Origin of the sequence: Oceanisphaera litoralis, assembly GCF_016907015.1 — a bacterium.
Lineage (GTDB): Bacteria > Pseudomonadota > Gammaproteobacteria > Enterobacterales > Aeromonadaceae > Oceanimonas > Oceanimonas litoralis.
The window spans coordinates 93,621-111,356 of the sequence record NZ_JAFBBE010000004.1 but is presented as its reverse complement, the minus strand read 5'-3'; the positions used below and the strand labels follow the sequence as shown (position 1 = coordinate 111,356).

The following is a 17,736-nucleotide window of genomic DNA, read 5'->3' as shown; positions in this document are numbered from 1 at the left end:
ATGGCTTACAAGCACCCGGAATCGGTGCTGATCCTCATTCATACCGAGGATCAGGTACTGTTACTGCAACGTCAGGACAACCCGGACTTCTGGCAGTCGGTCACCGGCAGCCTGGAAGTGGGCGAAACCCGCTATCAGGCGGCGGTGCGCGAGCTGGAGGAAGAAACCGGGCTGCGGCTCGATAACGGACTGCGGCTGGTGGAAACCGGACACCGGGTGCGTTTTGAAATTTACCCCCGCTGGCGGCATCGTTACCGCCCGGGGGTAACCCACAACTGGGAATACGAATTTTACCTGCGCCTGGCGGGCCCGCAGGAAGTGTGTCTCACCGAGCACCTTTCCCAGCGCTGGCTGCCGCTGGCCGAGGCCCGGGAACAAGCCAGTTCCTGGACCAACAAGCTGGCCATCGACAGGCTGATCCAGGAATTAAAGCAAGAACAAGGGAGACGATACTGATGGCAGGTCATAGTAAATGGGCCAATATCAAGCACCGCAAGGCGGCACAGGATGCCAAACGCGGCAAAATCTTCACCAAACTGATCCGTGAGCTGACCACGGCCGCCCGCGAGGGTGGCTCGGATCCGTCGGCCAACCCCCGGCTGCGGGCGGCCATCGACAAGGCGTTATCCAACAACATGACCCGTGACACCGTCGATCGGGCGGTGAAGCGCGGCGCCGGCGAGCTGGACGGTCAGGTACTGGAAACCATTATCTACGAAGGCTACGGCCCGGGCGGCACCGCCGTGATGGTGGAATGCATGACCGACAACCGTAACCGTACCGTGTCCGACGTACGCCACGCCTTTACCAAGAACGGTGGCAACCTGGGCACCGATGGCTCCGTTGCCTACCTGTTCGAGAAGAAGGGGGTGATCAGCTATTCGGATGCGGATGAAGAAACCGTGATGGAGGCCGCACTCGAAGCCGGCGCCGACGACGTGGTGGTCAACGATGATGGCTCCATCGATGTGTATACCCAGTGGGACGAATTCGGCAGCGTCAAGGATGCGCTCGATGCGAGCGGCCTGGAAGCCGACAACGCCGAAGTGACCATGATCCCCTCGACCAGTGCCGAACTGGATGAAGAGACGGCACCCAGATTCATGCGCCTCATCGACATGCTCGAAGATGCCGACGACGTGCAGGAGGTCTACCACAACGGCGAGATCTCCGACGAACTGGCCGACAAGCTGTAAGTTGCCCGAGCAGCTTGGCGATGAGCGAAGCGAATCCCGACATGGGTGCCGATGGCCGACGTGCTGGGGCTCGTCCCTCGTCCCAACCTGCGGTGCTGCAGTGCCGAGCAGGCTGGCGATGAGCGAAGCGAATCCCGACATGAGTGCCGATGGCCGAAGTGTTGGGGCTCATCCCTCGTCCCAACCTGCGGGACTGCGCCGGAATGACGGCCTGCAGATATTCGTCACTCCGGGCTTGCCCCGGAGTCTATCCTGTAGACGGCATAAATGTTGGAATTCGCTTCGCTCATTCACAACCTACTCGATCGGCTTACCGCTGATTGCTTAAGGCTTATAGCTGGTTTTTTATGTCCATTATTCTCGGTATCGATCCCGGCTCGCGCATCACCGGCTACGGTGTGGTGCGCCAGAGCGGGAATAAAATGGAATACCTGGGCTCGGGCTGCATCCGCATGACCGATGACGAGCTGGCGCCACGACTCAAGAAAATCTACGACGGTGTCAGCGAAATCATCCTGCAATTCCGGCCCGACCTGTTCGCCATCGAACAGGTGTTCATGGCCCGCAACCCGGACTCGGCACTCAAGCTCGGTCAGGCCCGGGGGGCGGCCATCGTCGCCGCCGCCAATGGCGGGCTGGAGGTGGCAGAGTATTCCGCCCGCCAGATCAAGCAGGCGGTGGTGGGGCAGGGCGGCGCCGACAAGTCTCAGGTGCAGCACATGGTAGTCAAGCTGCTGGGTCTGCCCGGAACCCCCCAGGCCGACGCCGCCGATGCCCTGGCGGTCGCCCTGTGCCACGGCCACAGTTACCAGAGCCTGATCAGCATGGCCGGCCAGGTGCGAGGTACGGTCAGAGGGCGGTTGCGGTAAAGCGCGAGGGGTGAGGGGTGAGGAGTGAAGGGTGGAGTTTTGCTCCCTCCCCTTAGCCAATGAGTTGCCAGAATAACAGCGGGGTGCAACGCAAGGGGAGGGTTGGGGAGGGGTTGCTGCAGGAGTTTACGTGTTGTGCGGTATCTGTGCCTCGGTCAAAAGTGACACCCCCTCCCAGCCTCCCCCTGGCGACAATCCGCTGTTATGCCTGTCCCTCCGCTACCAAGGGGGAGGAGCCGTTCGGCGCAGACGTTATCATTTGGTGCCTCACGCCTCACCGAAAATCTGTTCGACTGGATATCCATCCAGTTATTCATTATTCTTGGCGCAATTCGGATTGGTGAACGGGGAACCCCAGTGATAGGTCGGTTGAAAGGTATTATCAGCGAAAAACAGGCGCCGGAGATTCTGCTTGAGGTGGGCGGGGTCGGTTATGAAGTCACGCTGCCGATGAGCTGTTTTTACGAACTGCCCGATGTCGGCGCGGCGGCGACCATTCTGACCCACTTTGTGGTGCGGGAAGACGCCCAGCTGCTGTTCGGCTTTAACACCAAAACCGAACGGGCCCTGTTTCGTGAACTCATCAAGACCAACGGCGTGGGCCCCAAGCTGGCGCTGGCCATTCTGTCCGGCATGACCGCCGATCAGTTTATCTATAATGTCGAGCAGGGCGAAATTGGCGCCCTGGTCAAATTGCCCGGCGTGGGCAAGAAAACCGCCGAACGGCTGATTGTGGAAATGCGCGACCGGCTCAAGGGCTTTGGCGGTTACGACCTGTTCAACCCGGCCCCCGAAGGCACGGGCTCCGCGGCTGCGGTGGCCGACGGTGCGCGTGACGAGGCCATCGCCGCCCTGCAGGCGCTGGGCTACAAGGCGAATCAGGCCGAGCAGATCGTCAAGAAAATTGCCAAACCCGGGCTGGATGCGGAACAGTTGATCCGCGAAGCTCTGCGCAGCATGGTATAAGGCATGATATAAGGCATGATAGAAGCTGATCGTTTTATCAATCCCGCGCCCCAGCGGGAAGAAGAAGTCATCGACAGAGCCATCCGGCCCAAGGCGCTGGCCGATTATCGCGGCCAGGATCATGTGCGCAGCCAGATGGAAATTTTCATCGAGGCGGCTCGTCGCCGGGAAGAAGCGCTCGATCACCTGCTGATCTTCGGCCCGCCGGGTCTCGGCAAGACTACCCTGGCCAATATCGTTGCCAACGAGATGGGGGTCAGCATCAAGACCACCTCGGGCCCGGTGCTGGAAAAGGCCGGCGATCTGGCGGCCATGCTCACCAATCTCGAGCCGGGAGATGTGCTCTTTATCGATGAAATTCACCGTCTGAGCCCGGTGGTGGAAGAGATTCTCTATCCGGCGATGGAAGATTATCAACTCGATATCATGATTGGCGAGGGGCCCGCCGCCCGTTCGATCAAGCTGGAGCTGCCGCCCTTTACCCTGGTCGGTGCCACCACCCGCGCCGGCTCGCTGACCTCGCCGCTGCGTGACCGTTTCGGCATAGTGCAGCGGCTGGAATTCTATCAGGTTGGGGATCTGGCCCACATCATCAGCCGCAGCGCCGACAAGCTGGGCCTGACCATCAACGACGACGGTGCCTTCGAAATGGCACGCCGGGCCCGGGGTACGCCGCGTATTGCCAACCGGCTGCTGCGTCGGGTGCGGGACTTCGCCGAGGTGAAGGGCAGCGGCGACATCGATGCCACCATCGCCATGCAGGCGCTGGACATGCTGGATGTGGACAAACAGGGCTTTGACTACATGGACCGCAAGCTGCTGACCGCCGTACTCGACAAGTTCATGGGCGGCCCGGTGGGGCTGGACAACCTGGCGGCGGCCATCGGTGAAGAAAAGGAAACCATAGAGGACGTGATAGAGCCCTATCTGATCCAGCAAGGTTTTCTGCAACGTACCCCCCGTGGCCGTATCGCCACCCCCAGAGCCTACCTGCACTTCGGCTTCGATTTGCCGGAATCCCGGCTGGGGGAATAATAAAACGTGAGGGGCGCCGATCCGCTCCCTCCCCTTGACTCGGGATTGCCAGAATAACAGCGGGGTGCAACGCAAGGGGAGGGCTGGGGAGGGGTTACGGCAGAATATTCGCATGTTCTGCGGTGTCGGTGCTTCGATCCAAAGTGACACCCCCACCCAGCCTCCCCCTGGCGATCCCCAGCCGCTGTGCCTGTGGCCCCGCAGCCAAAGGGGAGGGGCCGTTCGGCGCAGCTGTTATCATTTGGTACCTCACCCCTCACCCCTCACCCCTTTTTCCTGTCATCGCTTGTCGTGCTTTAAGAGCACTCTCTTCTTTCCTAAATTTGACTCAGGTATAGTATCGGCATCTTTTAAGCCCCTATGGCTGAGTGCATGACGACTGATACACGCTTTGACTGGCCGGTGCGTATCTATTACGAAGATACCGATGCCGGTGGTATTGTTTATAACGCTAATTATCTGAAATTCATGGAAAGAGCACGTACCGAATGGTTGCGCAGCCTGGGGATTGAGCAAGACGGTTTGCTCGACCAGGGGGTGGCCTTCGTGGTGCGACGAGTAGAACTGGATCTGCTCAAGCCCGCGCGTTTCAATGATGCATTAACTGTCACCGTGACGGTGAAAAAGCTGAAACGTGCCTCTATTGTATTTGAACAGGAAATTCTGGATGATGCCGGCCTTTCGCTGGTTCGGGGAATGGTGCAGATCGCTTGCGTAAAAATTCCTCATATGAAACCCTTTGCCATTCCTGAGCCGCTGATGGGAGTATTGTCAGGTGCACGCTGAAATATCGTTTTTAGGTCTGTTTTTACAAGCCAGCCTGCTGGTTAAGCTGGTGATGCTGCTGCTGATGGGCATGTCTATTCTGTCCTGGGCGATGATCATCAACCGGCGCAAAATACTGACCACAGCTCAGAATGACTCGGCGCAGTTCGAAGACAAATTCTGGTCCGGTGCCGATCTGAGCCGCCTCTATCACGAGAGCAATGCCCGCCGTGACAACCTGGCCGGCATGGAACAGATTTTTTACGCCGGCTTCAAGGAATTCGTCCGGCTGCAAAAGCAGGGGCGTTCGCAAGAGAGCATGCTCGAAGGTACCTATCGCACCATGCGGGTGGCGCTGTCGCGGGAAGTGGACCGCCTGGAGACCAATCTGTCGATGCTGGCGACCATCGGCTCCATCAGCCCCTACATCGGACTGTTCGGTACCGTCTGGGGCATCATGAATGCCTTTATCGCCCTGGCGGAAGTACAGCAGGCCACCTTGTCGATGGTGGCGCCCGGTATCGCCGAGGCCCTTATCGCCACGGCACTGGGTCTGTTTGCGGCCATTCCGGCGGTGATTGCCTTTAACCGGTTCAGCTATCAGGTCGAGCGGCAGGAAAACCATCTGGCCAACTTCATGGATGAGTTTTCCACCATTCTCAACCGCCAGGTGGCGGCGGGTGGCCACTGATGCACGGCTATCAACGCAGACGTCGTAAACGCGTTGCCGAGATCAATGTGGTGCCTTATATCGATGTGATGCTGGTGCTGCTGATTATTTTCATGGCGACCGCACCGGTGATCACCCAGGGCGTCAAGGTGGACCTGCCTCAGGCCGAGGCAGAAATGATGCCGGAAGACAGCGACAAGCCGCTGGTGGCGTCCGTCGATGCCGAAGGGCGTTACTTCCTCGATATCGGCGAAAACCGGGATGAGGCGGTAGATTTGCTGGCACTGGCAGCCATGGTACAGACGCAGCTAAAAACGACCCCCAAGGCACCGGTGGTGGTGAAAGGGGATGCCAACGTGCGTTATGACGCCGTGATCCAGTTGATGGCCACGCTGAAGGCGGCCGGGGTGCCGACCGTTGGCCTGATGACGCAACCGGAGCAGTAGCGAACCCATGACGGAGCAAGGCGGTATTCGCAAACCCCTATTGATTTCGCTGGCGTTACATCTGCTGCTCGGCGTGATCTTGCTGGTCGGCATCGATTTTAGTGCGCCCAAGCGGCCTGCTCAGTCGGTGTCCATCATCGAAGCGACCATGATCGATGATGGCATGGTGTCGGCCCAGGCCGAGCGTCTGGCCGAGATGCAGGCGCAGCAGGAACGAGCGAGAGCGGCGGAGCAGGCCAGCGCCGAGGCAGAGCAGAAAGCAGCCCAAGAGGCCGAGCGCCTGGCCGAGCAGCAGCAGGCGGCCAGGGAGGCCGAGCGCCTGGCCGAGCAACAGCAGGCATTGGCCGCTCAGCAGGCCAAAGCCGAACAGGAACGGCAACAGGTTATAGAACAAGAGCGCAAGGCGGAGGCGGCCCGCAAGGCGGCGGAGGCGAAGAAGCAGGCCGAAGCGGAAGCCGCCCGCAAGGCGGCGGAGGCGAAGAAGCAGGCCGAAGCGGAAGCCGCCCGCAAGGCGGCGGAAGCGAAGAAGCAGGCCAAAGCGGAAGCCGCCCGCAAGGCGGCGGAGGCGAAGCAGCAGGCCGAAGCGGAAGCCGCCCGCAAGGCGGCGGAAGCGAAGCAGCAGGCCGAAGCGGAAGCCGCCCGCAAGGCGGCGGAGGCCAAGCAGCAGGCCGAAGCGGAGGCGGCCCGGAAGGCGGCGGAAGCGAAGAAGCAGGCCGAAGTCAAGGCGGCGGAGGCGAAGAAGCAGGCCGAAGCCAAGGCGGCAGAGGCGAAGAAGCAGGCCGAAGCCGAGCAGGCGCTGAAAGATCTGGAGGCCCTGATGGGGGCCGACGCCGGTGGCGCTTCCAGGCCGGCATCGGCCGCCGAGGTAGACCGCTATACCGGCATGATTGTCGCTGCTATTCAGCGTAACTGGCTGGTGGGGCCTACCATGGTAGGAAAGCAGTGCCGCATCAATATCAGGGTGGCCGCCGACGGTTTGATCCTGAAGATAGGCAACGGCCAGGGGGACTCGGAGGTGTGCCGTTCGGCCGAGTTGGCGATTCGCAAGACAGGCACCCTGCCGATGCCGAAGGATCCCGAGGTGAACAAGCAATTACAAAATCTGAATCTGACGCTGATACCGAGGCTCTAGAGATGACAAAACGATGGATATGGTTATGGTTGCCGCTGATCCTGCTTGCAGGTCGGGCACAGGCGGCGCTGGATATCGTGATTACCGGTGGCATTGATAGCGCCCGCCCGGTGGCGGTGGTGCCCTTCAAATGGACCGGCGGCGGTGCCGTGCCTCAGGATGTGGCCGAGGTGATTGGCAACGATTTGCGCAACAGCGGCATGTTCCGGCCATTGGATCGCAATCGCCTGCCCCAGCAGGTGGCCAGCGCTTCCGAGCTGAATGCAACCCTGTGGAGTCCGCACCAGGTCGAGGCGGTACTGGTAGGCTCCATCGAGCCCGCCGGTGGTAACCAGTATCGTGTCAGCTTCGAACTGGCCGATGTGCTGGGACGCAACGGCGCACAACTGCTGGAAAGCCGTAGTGCCACCGTCCCTGCGGCCCAGCTGCGCCAGTATGCGCATCGGGTTGCCGATATCGTGTTTGAACAGCTGACCGGCATCAAGGGGGCCTTTCTGACCCGTCTCGCCTATGTGAACGTGCAACACGGAGCCCAGTTTCCGTTTCAGCTGATGATTGCCGATTACGATGGTTTCAACGAGCAGGTATTGCTGCGTTCGCGTGAACCGCTGATGTCACCGGCCTGGTCGCCGGACGGGCGCAAGCTGGCTTATGTGTCGTTCGAGAACAAGAAAGCCGAAATCGTGGTGCAGGACATTTACAGCCAGCAGCGTCAGGTGGTCAGCTCCCAACCGGGTATCAACGGTGCGCCCCAGTGGTCGCCGGATGGCAGCAAGCTGGCGCTGGTGCTGTCCCGTGACGGCCAGCCGGAAATCTATGTGCTCAACCTGTCCAGTCGGCAACTGAGCCGGGTGACCAATAATCGCACCATCGATACCGAACCCACCTGGGCGGCAGACGGCAAGGCCATTTATTTTGTGTCCGAGCGGGGTGGGCGTCCCCAGGTGTATCGGGCCGACCTGAGTTCCGGTGATACGCGTCGTGTCACCTTTCAGGGTGATACTAATTTAGGTCCCCGTGTGACTAATGATGGCAACAGCCTGGTGCTGGTCAGTCGTTCACAGGGACAATACCGAATTGCTCGTCAGGAACTGGATGGAGGTCAACTGCAGGTGTTAACAGAAACCCAGCTGGATGAATCGCCAAGCCCGGCTCCTAACGGCACTATGATCATCTATAGTACCACCTATCAGGGGCGCCAGGTGCTGTCTTTGGTGTCTATGGATGGTCGTTTTAAGGCCAGGCTGCCCGCACGAAGTGGTGATGTTCGTGCACCGGCATGGTCACCATATCTCAATTGATCCAATGTCATTGCTAAGGAAATACAATGCAAATGAAAAAACTGCTTCAGAGTCTGGCCGTTGCTCTTCCTATGTTGACCCTGGCTGCATGTAGCTCTACCACCGACTCTGATGCCATGACCGGTACCGACGGCAGTTATCAGAATGGCGGCGTTCAGACGGGTGGTGCGGGTGGTGCCCTGTCAGCCGAAGAGCAGATGCGTCAGCAGTACGAAGCGCTGCGTCGCGAAAACGTGATTTTCTTCGAGTTCGATCAGGATGAAGTGACCGGTCATTACGCCCAGGTACTGGAAGCGCATGCCAACTTCCTGCGTTCCAACCCGTCTGTCAGCATTCTGGTTGAAGGTCATGCGGATGAGCGTGGCACGCCCGAGTACAACATCGCGCTGGGTGAGCGTCGTGCCAAGGCCGTGACCAGCTACCTGCAGAGTCTGGGTGTGAGCGGTGCACAGTTGGCCATCGTCAGCTACGGTGAAGAGAAGCCGGCTGATACGTCACACACCGAGGCTGCCTTTTCCAAGAACCGCCGTGCGGTTCTGGTCTACTAAGGTTTAATCCGACGTTATGAAATGTAAATTAGCGGCCATTTCGATGGCCGCTGTTTTATCCACATCAGGCTGGGCACAGGCACCGGTGAGCAGTGTGGGTAGCAGCGGTTCCGTCAATGATCGCCTGGCTGAGCTGGAAAGGGCCTTCAGCGCCAGAAGCCAGGCCCAAATCGATCAGCAGCGGCAGTTAAATGCCATGCAGCAGGAGGTGAGTGAACTGCGCGGCTTGCTGGAAGAGCAGAGTTATCGTCTGGAGCAGGTGATAGAACGCCAGCGAGCCCTGCTGATGGCTCAGCAGGATGCGGCCGAAACGCCCGGGCAGTCGGCCTCGGCAGCGACGCCGTCCGGCGGCGCACAAGAGTCCCGGGCCCGACAAGGCAAGGCGCCGGCCACACCGGCCAGCGGCGACGAGCAGGCGGCCTACGATAATGCCGTCAATCTGGTCCTGCAGGACAAAGACTATGATGCTGCCATTCCCGCCTTTGCCCGCTTTATCACCCAGTATCCGCAATCCGGTTATGTACCCAATGCCCATTACTGGCTGGGGCAGCTGTTGTTCACCCAGAAGCGATTTGACCAGGCCAAGGCCCAGTTTACTCGTGTGGTGGAAGCCTATCAGGACTCCAACAAGCGCGCAGATTCGCTGCTCAAGCTGGGCATGATTGCCAAAGAGCAGGGTGACAAGGAGCAGGCAAGGCAGTACTTTGATCGGGTCTTGCAGGAGTATGCTGATACCGGCGCGGCGCGGCTGGCTCAGGAAAACCTTAACGGCCTCTGAATCGGGGCCTGACCTGGCGATTTTTTGAGAGAGTCGCTTGTTCCTTAATCAAGCAGCATAAAATGATGATTTAGCGGTTGCGCCATAAAATTAAATCCGTATTATAGGCCGCCGTTGGCAGGGTGCTTTAGCCACCCCGCTGAATGGGTCGTTAGCTCAGTTGGTAGAGCAGTTGACTTTTAATCAATTGGTCGCAGGTTCGAATCCCGCACGACCCACCACTTTAGCACTAAAGTAGTGGAAAGTCCCAGGGCGCTTAGCTCAGCTGGGAGAGCACCTCCCTTACAAGGAGGGGGTCACTGGTTCGAGCCCAGTAGCGCCCACCAGTTAATGGTTTATTGATAGTCGACGTTACTGTCTGGTGTCGGTAAACGGAAATAGCAGTTCCCAGGGTGATTAGCTCAGCTGGGAGAGCACCTCCCTTACAAGGAGGGGGTCACTGGTTCGAGCCCAGTATCACCCACCATATTGCAGTAGCAGTACCGAGATATTCGGGTCGTTAGCTCAGTTGGTAGAGCAGTTGACTTTTAATCAATTGGTCGCAGGTTCGAATCCCGCACGACCCACCATCTTCAGTGGTAAAACTAGTAGTAGTTCCCAGGGCGCTTAGCTCAGCTGGGAGAGCACCTCCCTTACAAGGAGGGGGTCACTGGTTCGAGCCCAGTAGCGCCCACCAGATTTGAATAGAAAGTCCCAGGGTGATTAGCTCAGCTGGGAGAGCACCTCCCTTACAAGGAGGGGGTCACTGGTTCGAGCCCAGTATCACCCACCATATTGAAGTAAAAAGTAGCAGTGCCGAGAATTCGGGTCGTTAGCTCAGTTGGTAGAGCAGTTGACTTTTAATCAATTGGTCGCAGGTTCGAATCCCGCACGACCCACCATCTTTAGTAGTAAAAGCAAGTCCCGGGGTGATTAGCTCAGCTGGGAGAGCACCTCCCTTACAAGGAGGGGGTCACTGGTTCGAGCCCAGTATCACCCACCATATTGCAGTAAAAATTTTGTAGTAGGCAGTACCGAAATATTCGGGTCGTTAGCTCAGTTGGTAGAGCAGTTGACTTTTAATCAATTGGTCGCAGGTTCGAATCCCGCACGACCCACCACTTTTAGTAGTAAACGTAGTAGTAAACCTAGTAGCAAGTCCCAGGGTGATTAGCTCAGCTGGGAGAGCACCTCCCTTACAAGGAGGGGGTCACTGGTTCGAGCCCAGTATCACCCACCATATTTTTTATACCGCACTTCAGAAACCGAACTGTCGGGTCGTTAGCTCAGTTGGTAGAGCAGTTGACTTTTAATCAATTGGTCGCAGGTTCGAATCCCGCACGACCCACCATCTTCTTGTTATCTCCTTCTTCTTATTGCTGTTATTCCTATCTATTCACTGCTAATTCCTTACCCGACTTGGGTTTAACGTCGCTGTAACGGTATAATGGCTGCCATTGTAGATCTTCGGATGGAACAACTGGAACCAGGTGATGACTGAAGCTGTCGATATTTTCGAGTTTGACTACCCCTTTCCCGCCAAGCCGGCTCCGCTGACGATTGATCAGCAGCAGGCGCTGAAAGATGAAATCAAGGCCTTGCTCAAGGCCAGAAACGCCGTGCTGGTGGCCCATTATTATACCGACCCCGAGATCCAGGCCCTGGCCGAGGAAACCGGTGGCTGTGTGTCCGACTCGCTGGAAATGGCGCGCTTTGGCAAAGAGCATCAGGCCGACACCCTGATCGTGGCCGGCGTGCGCTTCATGGGGGAAACCTCGAAGATACTGAGCCCGGAAAAAACCGTGCTGATGCCCACGCTGGAAGCCGAATGTTCACTCGACCTGGGTTGTCCTGCCGACGAGTTCACCGCCTTCTGTGATGCGCATCCGGATCACACAGTGGTGGTGTACGCCAATACCTCGGCCGCGGTCAAGGCCCGAGCCGACTGGGTGGTGACCTCCAGCATAGCGCTGGAAATCGTCGAGCACCTGGACAGCGAAGGGCACAAGATCATCTGGGCCCCGGACAGACATCTGGGGGCCTATATCGAGAAGCAGACCGGCGCCAAAATGTTGCGCTGGCAGGCGGCCTGCATAGTGCACGACGAGTTTCGCGCCAAGGCGCTGAAAGAGCTGAAGGCACAGAACCCGGATGCGGCCGTGCTGGTGCATCCGGAATCACCGGCTTCTGTGATTGAACTGGCCGATGCGGTCGGCTCTACCAGTCAGCTGATCAAGGCGGCGCAGACGCTGCCGCAACAAAAGCTGATAGTGGCCACCGACAAGGGCATCTTCTACAAGATGCAGCAGGCCTGCCCGGACAAGGAAATGGTCGAAGCACCGACCGGCGGCAATGGTGCCACCTGTCGCAGCTGTGCCCATTGCCCCTGGATGGCGATGAATGGCCTGGTGGCCATTCGCGATGCGCTGCGTGATGGCGGCAAGACCCACGAGATACAGGTGGATGAAGAGACCCGCATCAAGGCGATGATCCCCCTGAACCGGATGCTGAATTTCGCCGCCGAGCTGAAGCTGAAGGTGAAGGGAAACGCTTAAAAGAAAGCTTTAAGCCGTATGCGATAAGCAACACCCTGTAACCGATATGGATTCTGGCGCTGATTTGCCTTTATCGTCACCCTCGCGAAGGCGGGGGTCCAGTGCCTTTGCAGGCAACCAGCAGCCTGACCGTTCTGCGCCACAAGTCCTGGATTCCCGCCTTCGCGGGAATGACGACAGAGCCACAGCTGTTATGCAGCATTACTTAAGCGGTCAGCTAAAACAAAACCGGCGCCCGGATTAATCCTGGCGCCGGTTTTTTATGGTTGGCTTTTAACTTACAGCTTAAAGCTTACGGTTTCCAGCTGTCTGTTACCGGTTTTCTTCGCCGCCGAGGGCGTCGATCAAGTCGGGGATAAAGCGTGACAGTTCGCCGGTGACCAGGGCGAAGTCGGCGTCGAAGCGGGCAGCCACGTCTTCGCTGGTGACGTCGTCATTCTGCTCGCGCAGCTCTTCGGAAAACTTCAGGCGCTTGACGCTCATGTCGTCACTCAGCACGAAGCTGATGGTGTCGGCCCAGTTCAGCGCCAGCTTGGTGACCAGCTTGTCGGCTTCCAGGTGGACCTTGATTTCTTCACTGAGCAAATCCTGCTGCTTGGCACGAATAATGCCGCCGTGTTCGAGGGCAGAGCGCAGCTCGGCTTCGTCTTCCAGCGCAAAGCCGGCCGGGGCGGCGCCTTCTTTCAGCCAGTCGGTCAGGGTCAGCTCGGGTGGTGTGGTCATGGCCAGGGGGACCACCGGCAGCGAGCCGATGCTCTTGCGCAACAGCGCCAGCAGATCTTCGGCCCGTTTGGCGGAGCTGGCATCCACGGCGATAAAGCCTGCCTTGGGATTGATCCAGGCATAGGTCTGCTGAAAACGGCTGAAGGCTCGGGGCAGCAGGGTGACGATGATCTCTTCTTTTATTGATTCTTTTTCTTTTTTCTTCAGCGCGCGACCCTGTTCGATTTCCAGCGCTTCCACCTTTTCGGCCACCATGTCGTTGACCACAGAGCCGGGCAGCATCTTTTCTTCTTTCTTGGCGCATATCAGGATCTGGTCGTCGGCGCTGTGGGTCAGGGCATGGCCCTGTTTGCCCAGCGGCGATATCCAGCCGACTTTGGCCTGCTCCTGACTGCCGCAGGGGCTGAAGGGCAGGGCTTCAAGCTGCTTTTCCAGATCTTCAAGGGTGACATCGAAAGGGCGGGTAAAACGATAAATCTGCAGGTTCTTAAACCACATGGCGTCCTCGGTAACGAGCCGGAAAAAACGCATTGTACTGCAAAGCGGCTTTGTGATCAGGTAGTCATTCCCGGCCAGTAAAGGCCGATCCGGCTCACAGTGCCTTGTTAAAGCCGATTCCGGGTGGCGTCAGCTCTATACACTCAGATAAACGAAAGCCGGAGACCGTAATGATACGACAAGCCAGGCCCGAAGATTCCGATGCCATTCTGGATGTCTGGCTGCTGGCGTCGTTGCAGGCTCATGATTTTATACCGGCCGCCTTCTGGTGGCAGCAGCAGGAAAAAATGCGGGCCCGTTATTTGCCACTGGCACAGATATGGGTCTGCGAAAGACAGGGCGAGGTACAGGGCTTTGTAGCCCTGGTGGACGATTATCTGGCCGCGCTCTTTGTGCGACCCGACTGCCAGCAAAACGGCATCGGCAGGGCGCTGCTGGACATGGCCAAACGCCAGCGCCAGCGGTTATTGCTCAAGGTATTCTGTGAAAACGATATTGCCGTTAATTTTTATCGTCGACAGGGGTTTGTCATTACCGCCGAAAGCACGGATCCAACCACGGGGCAGCCGGAACTGCATATGAGCTATCGAACGGGGGTGGCTCGGCACAACAGCTGTTCTCTGCGTTGACATGGGGATGTCATTAATTCATAAAACTGTCACACTTGCTACCAATAATGCCTATATGCGTAGCCATATCCGTAAGGACAGTTGAAACATGACACGGAAAATACTGGTAGTGGAAGACGAGGCCGCCATCCGCGAGATGCTGTGCTTTGTACTGGAACAGAAAGGCTTTGCCACCGACTCGGCGGAAGATTACGATCAGGCGCTGGCCATGATCAAGGAACCCTACCCCGATCTGATCCTGTTGGACTGGATGCTGCCCGGTGGCAGCGGTATCCAGCTGATCAAGCACCTCAAACAGGACGAAATGACCCGCCAGATCCCGGTGATCATGCTCACCGCCCGCGCCGAGGAAGAAGACAAGATCAAGGGGCTGGATGTGGGGGCCGATGATTACATTACCAAGCCTTTTTCTCCCAAGGAACTGACCTCCCGGCTGAAGGCGGTATTACGCCGGGTGGCGCCGACGGCGGTGGATGACGTGATTGAAGTGCAGGGCCTCAAGCTGGATCCGGTGAGTCACAGAGTCAGCGCCAATCATCTGCAACTCGACATGGGCCCTACCGAATTCAAGCTGCTGCATTTTTTCATGACGCATCCCGAGCGGGTATACAGTCGCGAGCAGTTGCTCAATAATGTGTGGGGTACCAACGTCTACGTGGAAGACAGAACCGTGGATGTGCATATCCGGCGGCTGCGCAAGGCGGTGTCGGAGTCGGGTCACGACAAGCTGATCCAGACGGTACGCGGTGCCGGGTATCGCTTCTCAACGCGCCTATGAGGCCTGTATGCAGTTACAAGAATCCGGCCACGGCTTGTGGTGGCGGTTAAGCTTCTACTATCTGGCTTTTTTTCTGCTCGGCCTGTTACTGGACCGGATAGCACTGGGGTTGCTGGCAGGCACGGTACTGCATCTGCTGTGGCATTACCGTTTTCAGCATAAGCTGGCCGTCTGGCTGTGGCGCGATCGCAGCCTGACGCCACCGGAAGGTCTGGGCAGCTGGGAGGCCATTTTCAATGGTATTTACCGCATGCAGCAACGCCAGCGGGCCCGACGGCGAGAGCTGGCCAACCTGATACGCCGTTTTCGGGAAGGCGCCGAGGCGTTGCCCGATGCGGCCGTGGTGATCCGTCGCGATGGCAGCATCATCTGGTGCAACAAGCTGGCGCAGCAACTGCTGGGCTTTCGCTGGCCGGAAGACGCGGGTCAGCATATCGGCAACCTGGTCCGTGCCCCTGTGTTTATTACCTACATGGAGCGGGGGCTGTTTGATGAGCCGCTGGAGCTGCCGTCGCCGATGAGCGAAGAAAAGCTGATTGAATGTCGCATCATGCCCTATACCGAAGATCAGGCGCTGCTGGTGGTGCGGGATATCACCCGACTGCGTAGTCTTGAGCAGATGCGCAAGTCGTTCGTTGCCAATGTGTCTCACGAGCTGCGAACGCCGCTGACGGTACTCAAGGGGTATCTCGAGTTGCTTGACGAACGGCCCACCGAGGAAAGGTGGCAGAAAACCCAGAAGGTGATGCTGGAGCAGACCCAGCGCATGGATGCCCTGGTGACCCAGCTGATGACCCTGACCCGCATCGAAGCGTCTGCCACCATAGATACCAGCAAGATTGTCGATATGCCGACCATGCTGGCGATGCTGGAGCAGGAGGCACTGGCCCTGAGTGGCGACAAACATCATGAATTCAGCTTTCAGGTGGATACCGGCCTCAAGGTGCGGGGCGATCAGGAGCAACTGCGCAGCGCCATTTCCAACCTGGTCTACAACGCCATCCGTCATTCTCCGCCAGGCACCCGTATCAAAGTGGAATGGGGCCTGGTGGGCAAGTATGGTCGCTTTGCGGTGACGGACAACGGCGACGGCATTGCGCCCGGGCATATTGCCCGCCTGACCGAACGTTTCTATCGGGTCGACAAAGCACGCAGTCGCCAGACAGGGGGCTCAGGGCTGGGGCTGGCCATCGTCAAGCATGCGCTTGGTCATCACGATGCCCACCTCGATATCCGCAGCAAGGTTGGTGAGGGCAGCTGCTTCAGTTTTATTTTGCCCGAGCGGCTGCTGGTGCGGGATAACCCCAACAGGGCCATTGCCTGAGTCTGAAAACAGCGGCGATGGTTTTCTTGTTTGACTGTCATAAATGTGTCACCCCGTATTCATGTAGTTGTCATTAGCGGCGGCAATACTGACCCCGTTTTGAAAGACCGAACTCAGACTGCACTCAGATTGGAGATTAAGGATGAAACTGAACAAACTGGTAACTGCTCTTGGTTTGACCGCCGCACTGGCTTCCACTACGGCACTGGCTGCCGTAGACAGCTCACTTCCGGATTACCAGAAGGTAAGTGGTATTTCCGGCAACCTGTCTTCTGTGGGTTCCGACACCCTGGCCAACATGGCGACCCTGTGGGCCGAAGAATTCAAGCGCAGCTATCCCAACGTCAACGTGCAGATTCAGGCCGCTGGCTCTTCAACCGCCCCTGCCGCTTTGACCGAAGGTACTGCCCAGTTTGGCCCCATGAGCCGCGCCATGAAGAGCAACGAGATCGAAGCCTTCGAAAAGCGCTATGGTTACAAGCCGACACCAGTACGCGTCGCCATCGATGCCCTGGCGGTATTCGTGCATAAAGACAACCCCATCGAAGGACTGAGCATCGACCAGGTGGATGCCATCTTCTCCAGCACCCTGAGCTGCGGCAACAACGAGCAAATCACCAAGTGGGGCCAGACCGGTCTGTCCGGTGACTGGGGCAACCGCGACATCCAGCTGTACGGCCGCAACTCGGTTTCCGGTACCTACGGTTACTTCAAGGATGAAGCGCTGTGTAAGGGTGACTTCAAGAACAACGTCAACGAGCAGCCGGGCTCTGCCTCCGTGGTGCAGTCGGTGTCTTCTTCCCTGAACGCCATCGGTTATTCCGGCCTGGGCTACAGCACCTCCAGCGTACGTGCCGTACCGCTGGCCGAAGCGGGCTCCACCGACTACGTTGCCGCCAACGCCGAGAACGCCATCACCGGTAACTACCCGCTGTCACGTTTCCTCTACGTTTACGTGAACAAGCACCCCAACAAGCCACTGGGACCGATGGAAGCTGAATTCGTCAAGCTGATGCTGTCCAAGCAGGGTCAGGAAATCGTGGATAAAGACGGTTATGTACCTGTACCGTCTGCCGTTATCGATGCCGACCTGAAAAAACTGGGTCTGAAGTAAGTCATTTGATAGCGCGACCTTCGTAATAAAGATTCCCGGGGCCTTCCCCGGGTTTTTTTTGCATTCAGTTTATATGATTTTTCATATATTCCTTTTTACCTCGCAGTGACAAAAGCCGGAAAGAAGAGCAGGAATGACGAGCAGAAATGACGATCAGAGTCGGTATCAACGGTTTTGGCCGTATGGGGCGGTTGGCGCTCAGGGCGGCCAGAGCCTGATCCCGACCACCACCGGCTCTGCCACCGCCAGCACCCACATCTTTCCCGAGCTCAAGGGCAAGCTGAACGGTCATGCGGTGCGGGTACCGCTGGCCAAGGCCTCGCTCACTCTCACGGCGATCACCCGGGCTGCGCCCGTACTGGCTGCTGGCGGCGATGTGGTCGCGTACACTGCTCCGGCAGCGAAAACGACCATCTGAACACCCGTGATT

Annotated in this window: 19 protein-coding genes and 11 tRNA genes; 29 read left to right on the top strand and 1 reads right to left on the bottom strand. The window is 58.1% G+C overall.

All coding sequences use genetic code 11. The features are described from left to right. From nudB to nadA, 24 genes are all read left to right on the top strand, one after another. On the top strand, window positions 1–456 hold the full coding sequence (nudB, locus tag HNR62_RS03600; protein WP_204794715.1) for a dihydroneopterin triphosphate diphosphatase: 456 nt from the start codon (window positions 1–3) through the stop codon (window positions 454–456). Next, a complete protein-coding gene (locus HNR62_RS03595) occupies window positions 456–1,196 on the top strand; it encodes a YebC/PmpR family DNA-binding transcriptional regulator (RefSeq protein ID WP_204794714.1) in 741 nt (246 codons plus the stop codon). The genes nudB and HNR62_RS03595 overlap by 1 nt, the downstream gene beginning before the upstream one ends. A 347-nt stretch (window positions 1,197–1,543) precedes the next feature. Further along, window positions 1,544–2,065 carry a crossover junction endodeoxyribonuclease RuvC gene (ruvC, locus tag HNR62_RS03590; RefSeq protein WP_204794713.1) on the top strand — a complete coding sequence of 174 codons (522 nt, stop codon included), beginning with the start codon at window positions 1,544–1,546 and terminating at the stop codon, window positions 2,063–2,065. Window positions 2,066–2,422: 357 nt separating this feature from the next. After that, complete coding sequence (gene ruvA / locus HNR62_RS03585) at window positions 2,423–3,031, top strand: Holliday junction branch migration protein RuvA (RefSeq protein WP_204794712.1); 609 nt, start codon at window positions 2,423–2,425, stop codon at window positions 3,029–3,031. Between the two features lie 15 nt (window positions 3,032–3,046). After that, entirely contained in the window at window positions 3,047–4,066 is a 1,020-nt protein-coding gene (gene ruvB / locus HNR62_RS03580; protein ID WP_204794711.1) for a Holliday junction branch migration DNA helicase RuvB, read from the top strand. Between the two features lie 372 nt (window positions 4,067–4,438). Next, a complete protein-coding gene (ybgC, locus tag HNR62_RS03575; RefSeq protein WP_204794710.1) occupies window positions 4,439–4,852 on the top strand; it encodes a tol-pal system-associated acyl-CoA thioesterase in 414 nt (137 codons plus the stop codon). Beyond that, window positions 4,842–5,522 carry a protein TolQ gene (tolQ, locus tag HNR62_RS03570; RefSeq protein ID WP_204794709.1) on the top strand — a complete coding sequence of 227 codons (681 nt, stop codon included), beginning with the start codon at window positions 4,842–4,844 and terminating at the stop codon, window positions 5,520–5,522. Before ybgC ends, tolQ begins: the two co-directional genes overlap by 11 nt. Then, window positions 5,522–5,947 (top strand): protein TolR, encoded by a 426-nt coding sequence (tolR, locus tag HNR62_RS03565; RefSeq protein ID WP_204794708.1) that lies wholly within the window; start codon window positions 5,522–5,524, stop codon window positions 5,945–5,947. Before tolQ ends, tolR begins: the two co-directional genes overlap by 1 nt. A gap of 7 nt (window positions 5,948–5,954) precedes the next feature. Beyond that, window positions 5,955–7,079, top strand: a complete 1,125-nt coding sequence (gene tolA / locus HNR62_RS03560; protein WP_204794707.1) for a cell envelope integrity protein TolA — start codon at window positions 5,955–5,957, stop codon at window positions 7,077–7,079. A gap of 2 nt (window positions 7,080–7,081) precedes the next feature. After that, complete coding sequence (tolB, locus tag HNR62_RS03555; protein WP_204794706.1) at window positions 7,082–8,380, top strand: Tol-Pal system beta propeller repeat protein TolB; 1,299 nt, start codon at window positions 7,082–7,084, stop codon at window positions 8,378–8,380. 26 nt (window positions 8,381–8,406) lie between these two features. Beyond that, window positions 8,407–8,928, top strand: a complete 522-nt coding sequence (pal, locus tag HNR62_RS03550; protein WP_204794705.1) for a peptidoglycan-associated lipoprotein Pal — start codon at window positions 8,407–8,409, stop codon at window positions 8,926–8,928. A 16-nt stretch (window positions 8,929–8,944) separates the two neighbouring features. Further along, window positions 8,945–9,706: a tol-pal system protein YbgF gene (gene ybgF, locus HNR62_RS03545; protein ID WP_204794704.1), complete on the top strand. Its 762-nt coding sequence runs from the start codon at window positions 8,945–8,947 to the stop codon at window positions 9,704–9,706. A 145-nt stretch (window positions 9,707–9,851) separates the two neighbouring features. Then, window positions 9,852–9,927, top strand: a tRNA-Lys gene (locus HNR62_RS03540). A 29-nt stretch (window positions 9,928–9,956) separates the two neighbouring features. Next, window positions 9,957–10,032 (top strand) — tRNA-Val (locus HNR62_RS03535). 64 nt (window positions 10,033–10,096) lie between these two features. Next, window positions 10,097–10,172 (top strand) — tRNA-Val (locus HNR62_RS03530). A gap of 27 nt (window positions 10,173–10,199) precedes the next feature. After that, window positions 10,200–10,275 (top strand) — tRNA-Lys (locus HNR62_RS03525). A 31-nt stretch (window positions 10,276–10,306) separates the two neighbouring features. Then, window positions 10,307–10,382, top strand: a tRNA-Val gene (locus tag HNR62_RS03520). A gap of 20 nt (window positions 10,383–10,402) precedes the next feature. Continuing rightward, window positions 10,403–10,478: transfer RNA gene (locus HNR62_RS03515), tRNA-Val, on the top strand. Between the two features lie 33 nt (window positions 10,479–10,511). Beyond that, window positions 10,512–10,587 (top strand) — tRNA-Lys (locus HNR62_RS03510). A gap of 25 nt (window positions 10,588–10,612) precedes the next feature. Further along, window positions 10,613–10,688, top strand: a tRNA-Val gene (locus HNR62_RS03505). A 42-nt stretch (window positions 10,689–10,730) separates the two neighbouring features. Further along, a tRNA-Lys gene (locus HNR62_RS03500) sits at window positions 10,731–10,806 on the top strand. 43 nt (window positions 10,807–10,849) lie between these two features. Next, a tRNA-Val gene (locus tag HNR62_RS03495) sits at window positions 10,850–10,925 on the top strand. 35 nt (window positions 10,926–10,960) lie between these two features. Beyond that, window positions 10,961–11,036 (top strand) — tRNA-Lys (locus HNR62_RS03490). A gap of 142 nt (window positions 11,037–11,178) precedes the next feature. After that, on the top strand, window positions 11,179–12,240 hold the full coding sequence (gene nadA, locus HNR62_RS03485; protein ID WP_204794703.1) for a quinolinate synthase NadA: 1,062 nt from the start codon (window positions 11,179–11,181) through the stop codon (window positions 12,238–12,240). Window positions 12,241–12,552: 312 nt separating this feature from the next. On the opposite strand, the gene rdgC is transcribed toward nadA, so the two are convergent. Beyond that, window positions 12,553–13,461: a recombination-associated protein RdgC gene (gene rdgC / locus HNR62_RS03480; RefSeq protein ID WP_204794702.1), complete on the bottom strand. Its 909-nt coding sequence runs from the start codon at window positions 13,459–13,461 to the stop codon at window positions 12,553–12,555. A 170-nt stretch (window positions 13,462–13,631) separates the two neighbouring features. Here rdgC and HNR62_RS03475 point away from each other — a divergent pair, with 170 nt between their 5' ends. The 5 genes from HNR62_RS03475 to HNR62_RS16110 all read left to right on the top strand — a co-directional run bounded on the left by HNR62_RS03475 (window position 13,632) and on the right by HNR62_RS16110 (window position 17,724). Further along, window positions 13,632–14,090 (top strand): N-acetyltransferase, encoded by a 459-nt coding sequence (locus HNR62_RS03475; protein WP_204794701.1) that lies wholly within the window; start codon window positions 13,632–13,634, stop codon window positions 14,088–14,090. 88 nt (window positions 14,091–14,178) lie between these two features. Next, on the top strand, window positions 14,179–14,868 hold the full coding sequence (gene phoB, locus HNR62_RS03470; RefSeq protein ID WP_204794700.1) for a phosphate regulon transcriptional regulator PhoB: 690 nt from the start codon (window positions 14,179–14,181) through the stop codon (window positions 14,866–14,868). A gap of 7 nt (window positions 14,869–14,875) precedes the next feature. Next, window positions 14,876–16,192, top strand: a complete 1,317-nt coding sequence (phoR, locus tag HNR62_RS03465; RefSeq protein ID WP_204794699.1) for a phosphate regulon sensor histidine kinase PhoR — start codon at window positions 14,876–14,878, stop codon at window positions 16,190–16,192. A gap of 142 nt (window positions 16,193–16,334) precedes the next feature. After that, a complete protein-coding gene (locus HNR62_RS03460; RefSeq protein WP_204794698.1) occupies window positions 16,335–17,306 on the top strand; it encodes a PstS family phosphate ABC transporter substrate-binding protein in 972 nt (323 codons plus the stop codon). 133 nt (window positions 17,307–17,439) lie between these two features. Beyond that, window positions 17,440–17,724: a hypothetical protein gene (locus HNR62_RS16110; RefSeq protein WP_239552565.1), complete on the top strand. Its 285-nt coding sequence runs from the start codon at window positions 17,440–17,442 to the stop codon at window positions 17,722–17,724. The last annotated feature ends 12 nt before the right edge of the window (window positions 17,725–17,736 follow it).

Excerpts from the sequence above, each read along its gene's own strand:
- tolR (WP_204794708.1), top strand. The coding sequence starts at position 5,522 with ATGCACGGCTATCAACGCAGACGTCGTAAACGCGTTGCCGAGATCAAT.
- rdgC (WP_204794702.1), bottom strand. The coding sequence starts at position 13,461 with ATGTGGTTTAAGAACCTGCAGATTTATCGTTTTACCCGCCCTTTCGAT.
- nadA (WP_204794703.1), top strand. The coding sequence starts at position 11,179 with ATGACTGAAGCTGTCGATATTTTCGAGTTTGACTACCCCTTTCCCGCC.
- pal (WP_204794705.1), top strand. The coding sequence starts at position 8,407 with ATGCAAATGAAAAAACTGCTTCAGAGTCTGGCCGTTGCTCTTCCTATG.
- HNR62_RS16110 (WP_239552565.1), top strand. The coding sequence starts at position 17,440 with ATGACGAGCAGAAATGACGATCAGAGTCGGTATCAACGGTTTTGGCCG.
- HNR62_RS03460 (WP_204794698.1), top strand. The coding sequence starts at position 16,335 with ATGAAACTGAACAAACTGGTAACTGCTCTTGGTTTGACCGCCGCACTG.
- tolA (WP_204794707.1), top strand. The coding sequence starts at position 5,955 with ATGACGGAGCAAGGCGGTATTCGCAAACCCCTATTGATTTCGCTGGCG.
- phoB (WP_204794700.1), top strand. The coding sequence starts at position 14,179 with ATGACACGGAAAATACTGGTAGTGGAAGACGAGGCCGCCATCCGCGAG.
- ybgF (WP_204794704.1), top strand. The coding sequence starts at position 8,945 with ATGAAATGTAAATTAGCGGCCATTTCGATGGCCGCTGTTTTATCCACA.
- ruvC (WP_204794713.1), top strand. The coding sequence starts at position 1,544 with ATGTCCATTATTCTCGGTATCGATCCCGGCTCGCGCATCACCGGCTAC.
- ybgC (WP_204794710.1), top strand. The coding sequence starts at position 4,439 with ATGACGACTGATACACGCTTTGACTGGCCGGTGCGTATCTATTACGAA.
- nudB (WP_204794715.1), top strand. The coding sequence starts at position 1 with ATGGCTTACAAGCACCCGGAATCGGTGCTGATCCTCATTCATACCGAG.
- ruvB (WP_204794711.1), top strand. The coding sequence starts at position 3,047 with ATGATAGAAGCTGATCGTTTTATCAATCCCGCGCCCCAGCGGGAAGAA.
- HNR62_RS03595 (WP_204794714.1), top strand. The coding sequence starts at position 456 with ATGGCAGGTCATAGTAAATGGGCCAATATCAAGCACCGCAAGGCGGCA.
- HNR62_RS03475 (WP_204794701.1), top strand. The coding sequence starts at position 13,632 with ATGATACGACAAGCCAGGCCCGAAGATTCCGATGCCATTCTGGATGTC.
- tolB (WP_204794706.1), top strand. The coding sequence starts at position 7,082 with ATGACAAAACGATGGATATGGTTATGGTTGCCGCTGATCCTGCTTGCA.
- phoR (WP_204794699.1), top strand. The coding sequence starts at position 14,876 with ATGCAGTTACAAGAATCCGGCCACGGCTTGTGGTGGCGGTTAAGCTTC.